This is a genomic window from Massilia sp. CT11-108 (assembly GCF_047302915.1).
GTDB classification, from domain to species: Bacteria; Pseudomonadota; Gammaproteobacteria; order Burkholderiales; family Burkholderiaceae_D; genus Telluria; species Telluria orientalis.
In genome coordinates this window covers 1-370 of record NZ_JBKYMO010001328.1, presented here as the reverse complement: position 1 = coordinate 370, position 370 = coordinate 1, and the positions used below count along the sequence as shown (strand labels likewise).

Sequence of the window (370 nt, the reverse complement as noted above, 5' to 3'; positions counted from 1 at the left end):
GCGGCGTCGGCCAGTACCAGCGCGTACGCATGGAGGTCGCCGTCGAGCGCGGCGATGCGGTCGAGCAGCGCTTGGGTCACCTCCCGGGAAGATACGCTGCGGTTGCGGATCAGGAGCCCAAGCGCGCCGATGTCGAGATAGTGCAGAACGTCTGTCGGTTTAGTCATTCTCTTTCCAGAATCGGCTTACAATGCAGGTACTTTAGCCTTGGCATGACAGTGGCACAACCGAGTTTTCCTTCCTGTTTCGATTGAGATTTTCTAAATGATCCGTGAGTCGGTGCCACCCTTGAAGCCGCTGCGCGCGTTCGAAGCCGCCGCGCGGCACCTGTCCGTGAAAGCTGCGGCGGAAGAGTTGTGCGTGACGCCGG

General features: G+C 60.3%; 1 protein-coding gene. It reads left to right on the top strand.

Annotated features, from left to right (window positions below):
- Positions 1–264 precede the first annotated feature (264 nt).
- Positions 265–370, top strand: a 106-nt coding sequence (locus tag ACEN88_RS34640) for a LysR family transcriptional regulator (RefSeq protein WP_413346931.1), incomplete at its 3' end; no start/stop codon positions are given.